The sequence below is a fragment of the Flavobacterium sp. genome (genome assembly GCF_023151265.1).
Lineage (GTDB): Bacteria > Bacteroidota > Bacteroidia > Flavobacteriales > Flavobacteriaceae > Flavobacterium.
The window spans coordinates 1-7801 of the sequence record NZ_JAKLJH010000123.1 but is presented as its reverse complement, the minus strand read 5'-3'; the positions used below and the strand labels follow the sequence as shown (position 1 = coordinate 7801).

At 33.5% G+C, this 7801-nt stretch carries 8 protein-coding genes and 1 pseudogene; 3 read left to right on the top strand and 6 right to left on the bottom strand.

Annotated elements, in window-relative coordinates:
• Nucleotides 1–303, bottom strand: a pseudogene (locus L6Q46_RS11025) (hypothetical protein); the annotation flags it as partial.
• A gap of 47 nt (nucleotides 304–350) precedes the next feature.
• Nucleotides 351–938 carry a Crp/Fnr family transcriptional regulator gene (locus L6Q46_RS11020; RefSeq protein WP_291284347.1) on the bottom strand — a complete coding sequence of 196 codons (588 nt, stop codon included), beginning with the start codon at nucleotides 936–938 and terminating at the stop codon, nucleotides 351–353.
• Nucleotides 939–1009: 71 nt separating this feature from the next.
• Between L6Q46_RS11020 and L6Q46_RS11015 the strand changes: the two genes are divergently transcribed.
• The 3 genes from L6Q46_RS11015 (at nucleotide 1010) to L6Q46_RS11005 (ending at nucleotide 4387) form a co-directional block, all read left to right on the top strand.
• A complete protein-coding gene (locus tag L6Q46_RS11015; RefSeq protein ID WP_291284346.1) occupies nucleotides 1010–1378 on the top strand; it encodes a hypothetical protein in 369 nt (122 codons plus the stop codon).
• Nucleotides 1379–1494: 116 nt separating this feature from the next.
• On the top strand, nucleotides 1495–2340 hold the full coding sequence (locus L6Q46_RS11010) for a hypothetical protein (RefSeq protein WP_291284345.1): 846 nt from the start codon (nucleotides 1495–1497) through the stop codon (nucleotides 2338–2340).
• A 61-nt stretch (nucleotides 2341–2401) separates the two neighbouring features.
• Nucleotides 2402–4387 carry a TonB-dependent receptor gene (locus L6Q46_RS11005; RefSeq protein ID WP_291284344.1) on the top strand — a complete coding sequence of 662 codons (1986 nt, stop codon included), beginning with the start codon at nucleotides 2402–2404 and terminating at the stop codon, nucleotides 4385–4387.
• A 29-nt stretch (nucleotides 4388–4416) separates the two neighbouring features.
• Here L6Q46_RS11005 and L6Q46_RS11000 read toward each other — a convergent pair whose 3' ends face one another.
• The 4 genes from L6Q46_RS11000 to L6Q46_RS10985 form a co-directional block, all read right to left on the bottom strand.
• Nucleotides 4417–4854 (bottom strand): Rrf2 family transcriptional regulator, encoded by a 438-nt coding sequence (locus L6Q46_RS11000; RefSeq protein WP_291284343.1) that lies wholly within the window; start codon nucleotides 4852–4854, stop codon nucleotides 4417–4419.
• A gap of 93 nt (nucleotides 4855–4947) precedes the next feature.
• Entirely contained in the window at nucleotides 4948–6273 is a 1326-nt protein-coding gene (locus L6Q46_RS10995) for a cbb3-type cytochrome c oxidase subunit I (protein WP_291284342.1), read from the bottom strand.
• Nucleotides 6270–6701 carry a cytochrome c gene (locus tag L6Q46_RS10990; protein WP_084329730.1) on the bottom strand — a complete coding sequence of 144 codons (432 nt, stop codon included), beginning with the start codon at nucleotides 6699–6701 and terminating at the stop codon, nucleotides 6270–6272. The genes L6Q46_RS10995 and L6Q46_RS10990 overlap by 4 nt, the downstream gene beginning before the upstream one ends.
• A partial coding sequence (locus L6Q46_RS10985; protein WP_291284341.1) for an FAD-binding protein occupies nucleotides 6701–7801 on the bottom strand: 1101 nt, incomplete at its 5' end. The genes L6Q46_RS10985 and L6Q46_RS10990, both read right to left, overlap by 1 nt.

The following is a 7801-nucleotide window of genomic DNA, read 5'->3' as shown; positions in this document are numbered from 1 at the left end:
AAAAATAGAAAGGGTTGAAAAAGTAATAGAAATCGCTCCATAACCTTGCATAATAAAGGAAATTAGCATTACGTAAGAGCAAATTAAATTCCCGATTAAAACAAGATTGTATTTTTTAAATGTGATTTTATTGAGTGTATCGTGTTTTTGTAAAAAAGCGACTAGTAACGTCATTAAAGTATGGGTTACCCAACCTGCAAAAGCAAAATGAGAATGCGAATGTTGTACACTTTTTTGATCGAGAAGTGGAAATTCAAAAAGAATCTTGTAACGCATTAGAAGTCCTAATAATGCAACAAGCATTAGATTAAGAATCGAAAACCGAATCCAAAAAGTTGTTTTAAAAGACATCAGTAATATAATTTATGATTAATAATTTCCACTTTATTCGTTTTGCTCATTCTTGAAAGTTCTCGAATCACTGTTTCCACTCGTAAACCAGTAAAGTTGGCAATTTCTTGTCTTGTAAATTCAACCAATTCTTTTTTTGCACAATTTGGATTTTTATGAGCATTTAAAAAAGCAATGATTCTAAATTCAGGTTTCTGATTCACAATATCTTTTGTGGTTTTGGCTTTTGTGTGAATTCGTTCTGCCATTAAATTCAAGAATTGTTTCTGAATAAAAGGATATTCTTCTAAAATTTTCAAAAACTTCTCCTTCGAAATTTTTATTATTTTCGAATCTTTAAAGGCTACGGCAGTAGAAGGATATAGTTCATCAATAAACAAAGGTGGTTCTCCAAAGCTCTGACCATTTTTAAAATAGCCTTGAGTAAATTCTTTTCCTTCGTCATTAGAATTGTACATTCTTACACAACCTTCAATAATTTGATAATAAAAATTCGCAGATTCTTCCTCGTGAAAAATGATTTCATTTTTCTTGTACTCCTTGGCAATAGCGCCCCAAGTAAATAATAAATCTAAATCTATCTGCATAAGGGGGTTATGTTATAGGTTTCAGTTATTTTAGAAAAGCACAAATTAATTTCAATAAAAGTAATAAAAATATGACTGAAATCATATTAACCGCGTTAATGTTCCTGAAGCCGATACTTCCGGTTTTAGAGTATGCTGTGAATTATGATTACATTGTAACTAACCTTTGTGAGAACAAATCCAAACCTGAATTGAAATGTAACGGTAAGTGTCACTTGGCAAAACAATTGGCAAAAGCTTCCGAAAGTAATTCTGAAAATTCTTCTGAAAAAAAGATATCTTTCGAACAAACTGAAATTGTATTTTTTCAGGAAATTCTACCTATAGAAATTAGACAAATTTATTTTTTAAATAAAACTTCTATTGGTAACAATTATTCTAACCTTTACTTTCACTTGAATGATTGTGCCTTCTTTCATCCACCCACATTTATTTCTTAATTAAATATTGGTTTTTGTTAGTTCATTTTCTGAATTAACCCACTCAACTTATATCATAATTTCTCTGAAAATCACATTTCAGATGCAATTACAATCACTTTAATTAAAAAAATATAATGAAAACTTCAATAAAATATATTGTAGCCATTTTTGCTATGGCCTTAACTTTCGTGTCTTGTTCAAACGATGATGAAACTGCTGTAAATGAATTAGAAGGAATTACTAAATTTAAAGAAATCACTAACGATACACATACTATTGAATTGTATTCTCACATGGGAAGTTTAGAACAAGGATACAATGAAATTAGCCTACGAATCAAAGAAAACGCAACCAACAATTATATAAAAAATGCAGAAGTGAGTTGGGCTCCACTAATGCACATGACTATGATGACGCATTCATGTCCCTATTCTGCAGTAGAAAAAGTAACTGAAAACGGAACTTTATACAAAGGCTATATCATGTTTCAAATGGCTCAAAATGAAACCGAATACTGGGATTTAAAAATCGATTACACTATAAATGGTGTAGATTATACAGTTACAGATGTAATTGACGTGCCTGCTTCTGCAAAACGTAAAGTAAATACATTTACAGGTTCAGATGGTGTTAAGTATTTATTGGCTTACATTGAGCCTCATCATCCAAAAGTAGCGGTTAACGATATGAAAGTTGGTGTTTGGAAAATGCAAAACATGATGACGTTCCCAGTTGTGGATGGTTATACCGTAAAAATCGACCCAAGAATGCCAAGTATGGGAAATCATACCTCTCCAAATAACGTTCATGCGACTCAAACTTTAGCAGGTGGATTATACGATGGAAAATTATCGTTAACCATGACAGGTTATTGGAAAATCAACTTACAATTAGCTAACGCCGAAGGAACCATCTTAAAAGGAGAAGAAATCACAGAAACAGTTACTGCTAGTAGTATTTTCTTCGAAATCGAATTTTAATTTTTACTTATAAAAAAGGTTGTTATGAAACTATAATAACCTTTTTTAAAACTTTTATATCATGAAAAAATTAATAGTATTTTTTCTGTCACTTTCGTTTTGTTTTACTTTTGGTCAAGAAGCGGATTCTCTTAAAACCAAAGAGCTTAAAGAAGTTTTGGTAGTGGGAACAAAAGCAGCTTTGCACGAAAAACAAACCAAAACACTTGCTACTTTAGACGAATTTCTGCAAAAATCAACTAAAGTAGATTTAATCAAACGAGGTGCTTATGCTTGGGAACCCATCATCAACGGAATGGCAACCGAGCGAACTGTAGTTACCATCGACGGAATGCGAATCTTTGGTGCTTGTACCGATAAAATGGACCCAGTAACTTCCTATGTTGAAGTATCAAATTTGTCTGAAGCTACGATTTCATCTGGACAACAAGGCAGTTGTCATGGGAATACGATTGGTGGTTCAATTGATTTAAAAAGAAGCCAACGTCAATTTACCAATTCGGGTTGGGAATTCTTTGTTAACTCAGGTTATGAAACGAATAATCGTCAAAAAATCATTGGTTCTGCCATCAATTATGCTGATAGTTTGTTTTATGTTGATACTGATGTGATGTTTCGAGATGCCGAAAATTATAAAGCTGGAAATGATAAAGAAATTCAGTTTTCACAGTTCAGAAAATTGAATTTATCTGCAACTTCGGGTTATCGATTGGCGCCTAATAAAAACATTGAAGCTTCGGTAATTTTTGATAGAGCTACCGATGTCGGTTATCCTGCGTTACCAATGGATGTTTCTCTAGCGGAAGCTTTGATTACTTCATTGAAATTCAATTATAAACCTAATTTAGAGCAAATCGATAATTGGGAAACCAAACTCTATTTCAATACGATTACGCACACCATGGACGACACCAAACGCCCAGATGTTCCTATTCACATGGATATGCCAGGTTGGAGCGACACTTATGGTTTTTATTCCAAAGTAAACGGGAAATACAAAAAACATCAATTTTTAGCCAATTTGAATTCGTTTTACAATCGTTCCGTTGCCGAAATGACGATGTATCCGTCTGATCCAAACGAAAACTTAATGTTTATGTACACTTGGCCTGATGTTCGTACCTTGTACACTGGAATTTATTTGGAAGATAATTTCGAAATCAATTGTCATTCTAATTTGAAGTTTACTACGAATTTAGGGTTTCATAATAACAACGTTGTGAGTGATTTCGGCTTGCAAAGTTTACAGATTTTTTATCCTGAAATGGAAGCTTCAAAATCTCGATTCCTAAAAAGTGTTTCCACTAATTATTTCTACAACAAAGACGGAATTTCGTATGGATTCGGAATGGGTTATGGCGAACGCGCTCCATCAGTTTCAGAAGGTTATGGTTTTTATTTGTACAACAGTTTTGATGGATTTGATTACATCGGAAACCCTAATTTAAAAAACGAGAAATCCTTAGAAGGAAATGCCAATATTGGTTTCAAAAATGCCAAATGGCAAACAAAATTATCAGCTTCGTATTTTCATATATACGATTATATCATCGGAATTCCGGATGCTTCGGTAGCGCCTATGACTATTGGTGCAAATGGAATAAAAGTGTATACCGCTTTAGATTATGCGACTATTTTATCTTCGGATTTTAACGTAAGTTATCAATTTTCAGTCGCATGGATTTGGAAAGGACAATTCGTATATAACTTAGGAAAAGACTATGAAAACAACGGATTGCCTTTTATGAGTCCGTTTAATTACATGACTTCTTTAGGCTTTAGACCTGGAAAATTTAGTTCGGAATTACAACTAAAAGGAAATGCTACACAAACTAAATATAACGCTTTTTATGGTGAAGACAAAACACCGGATTATGCAATTGTAAATGCTAATTTGGGTTATAAATTCACTTTTGAGAAATCAAAAATAATACTAAATACAGGTGTTGAAAACATGTTCGATGCCAACTATACCACTTATACCGATTGGAATAACCTTCCAAGAATGGGACGAAATATCTTTATGAATTTGATGTTTCAGTTTTAAAAAAATGCTGCTGTTTAGAAGAATTGGTTTTATAGCGATTTCAAGAAAGTTTCTCCTGATTTAATTCCCAAAGCTAATTCTTCTAAATTCGTGGTTTCTAGCATATGCGCTAATTCATCACGAATACTTTTAAATTTATCATGCACCGGACAAGGATGTGTTTCAGAACATTGTGATAAACCTAATCCGCAACCATGAAAAACGGCATCGCCATCAATAGCATCAACGATTTCAACTAAGAAAGTTTTTTTAATTCTTTTTTTTGGAATATAAAATCCACCATTTACCCCTTTTACTGATTCGATAATTCCTGCTTTTACTAGTATTTGTAAAATTTTAGCTGTAAACGCTTGTGGCGAATCGATTTCTTTTGCGATATCAACAAAACCTACCTTTTTTTCTTCTAAGGAATGTTTAGCAATAAATATAGTGGCTTTTATAGCATAATTGCATGATTTTGAAAACATAAGCAATGATAAATTTGAAAGAATTAAAGGCCAAATATACAATGGAATTATGATATTTCACCTGATTTTTATCAGCGTATTTTTAGGATAAATTTATTCTTCAATGTTCAATTTATTTTTTTTCCAAGATTGAATCAAAAGATAGATAAAGAAACTCGCCATACTAAACATTAAAATCGTTCCCAAAATAATGAAAAGTAAAACCCAATTTCCACTAGAACTACTCATTTTACTAAAGCTATCCGAAGTCAATCCGGCTTGCCAAATCGCACGTTGAACACCCATTCCAATTAAGGAAATTAGAAAAAGTAATAGGGTAACTTGTACAATCCAAAACGCAATGCTTCCATACAATCGCCATTTAGCTGAATTAAAAGACGGTTTAATAAAGTAAAAAATACCAGCCAAAATAATCATCGTGTTAATCCCAATGGTAGTTCCCATAGCATGCGCCACCGTGATATGCGTTCCGTGCGTATATAAGTTGATGGCTGGAATCGACATGAATAAGGCGAGGGTTAAGTTTAGCGTTACCCAATAATCAGAAGCCATTAAAAAGCGATAAGGGAAAAAGTAGTAAAATTGTCTGTTTTCTTTGATTTGTTGACTCCATTTGTAGAAAATACGAATCAGAATAATCCATTCGGTCATGCTTACAGCATAAGCGATGTAATGAATGTATTTTTCGGTAGGAAGCAAGTAAATATGGTGTCCCCAATTGAACATCAAATTAAACATTCCCAGAAAATACATGGCAAATGATAGTTTTTGATAGGACGATTTTTCATCGCCACTAATTTTTTCCATCAAATAAAAAGCAACGCCATAAATAATTTGATTGATAGCGCCCACGAGCGAACCATTTACTTTCCATTGAATTGTCATATCGGCAATGAAATGTTGTCTGAAATAAGGAAAAATCCACAAATAATTTTCGATGAAAGTAAAAATAAAGAAGATAATTCCAGTAAGCCACATCCAATAATAAACGGGCCATTTCATAGAAAATCCAACCTGATGCAGATAGAAAACTAAGAAAACAATGAAGGAAATAAATATCGGTAAAGCCCAAACGGGATTGAATTCCCAATATTCTCTTCCTCCAAAATTACCTGTAAAATAGCTGTAGAAAATTCCTAACAAAGCAATTATCCAAAGTAAAAAATGCAAGTATTGTAAAAAAGTACCAAAACGTGTGGTTTTCATTTTCGCAATAATCAGTGTTACAAAACCTAATCCAGCAGTTATGATGCCCAAATATGCGCTACTCACATGAAGCGGACGAAGCGATAAAAATCCCATAACACCCGATTTTGGTTGGGTAATGCGGTAACTTTCGGAAGCCAAATGTCCAAAAAACAAGCCTAAAACAAACAATACAAGAGCTATTCTGATGAGCCAAATTCCAAAATTCTTCATTTCTTTTCTAAACTAAAAGTTCCTATTATTTCAGGTTGGTAATCTTGCGGATTCGATGTTCCGGTGGCATCTACATTTTTCAAAAAGTGTAAAAGCGCTTTCATTTCGTCATCCGAAATTTCAAAAGCAGGCATTTGTTTTACTCCCGATTTTATTATGCCTTTGATATATGCTTCGTTATTCGCAGTTCTCGAATACACATTCGTTAAATCCGGACCCAAATAACCGCCTAAACCATACAATTGATGACACGTATGACAGTTGTGTTTTTGCCAAACCAATCGACCTTCGGCTACTAAATGAAGTTCTTTTTCAGAATAAGGAGTTGGGCTAAAAAGCGGAATGGCATAAATCCAAATGCTAAACGCTAGAAAACAAACGAAAAGCACAAAAAAAATGCGTTTTGGATGGGCAAATAGATTCAGCATTACGAAATAGTTTTTTCTTTTTTAACCGATTTTACACGATATCTTTTTGGTAAACAATCTTTTAAAATAATTTCTGCGGTTTGAATCAAATTATAAGTTTCACATAAAAACGGATGCGAATTATAAAATTTGAACTTCATTTTGAAGCGTTTGCTCATCTCGGTGACCATTTCATATACTTTTTCAGTATTTTTCCCCGAAGTGTACAAAGCATCATATTTCATGAAATGTTGCAGTTGGTTTTTGAATTGCAAAATTTGGTCGTGATGAATGTTTTTATAACGAATGGGCGTAATTTCAGACTTATTCAATTTAATCGTATCTATTGAAGAAATCAGATGATTCGCTAAATCATGCGCATAAACAATCGCTTCTAATAATGAATTCGAAGCCAATCGATTGGTACCATGAAGTCCGGTGTGCGAACATTCTCCAATAGCAAATAATTGTTTGATAGAAGTAGCTCCCGTTTCATCCACGACAATTCCGCCACATTGATAATGCGCTGCTGGAGTTATCGGAATTAAATCTTTCGAAACATCAATGCCATTTTCAAAGCAATAGTTGTAAACCTTTGGAAATTTCGTTTTAAACGATTCTATAGGTAAATGCCTTACATCGAGCCAAACGTGTTGCGAATGTTCTTTTTTCATTTGATCCGAAATGGCTTTCGAAACGATATCTCGAGTTGCTAATTCGCCATCTGGATGGTATTGAAAAACAAAACGTTCCATTTTTTGATTCAAAATATGAGCACCAAAACCACGAATGGCTTCAGTAATTAAGAACGCCTGACTTTTATTAGGTTCGTAAAGTGCTGTGGGATGAAATTGAATGTATTTCATTTTTTCCAATTTTGCTCCCGCTCGATACGCCATCGCAACGCCATCACCTGTAGAAACAAATGGATTTGAAGTCACGCCAAAAACTTGTCCAGAGCCGCCAGTAGCTAAAACGGTTGCTTTTGCTATGATGGATGTCACTTCGCTTTTTTCATCAAATCCAATGATTCCGATGCATTTTTGATTGTCTAGTAAAATATCCGTGGCAAAAAAGGAAGTTTTGATGGTAACATTCGGTAAATTCTGAACGACTTGAAT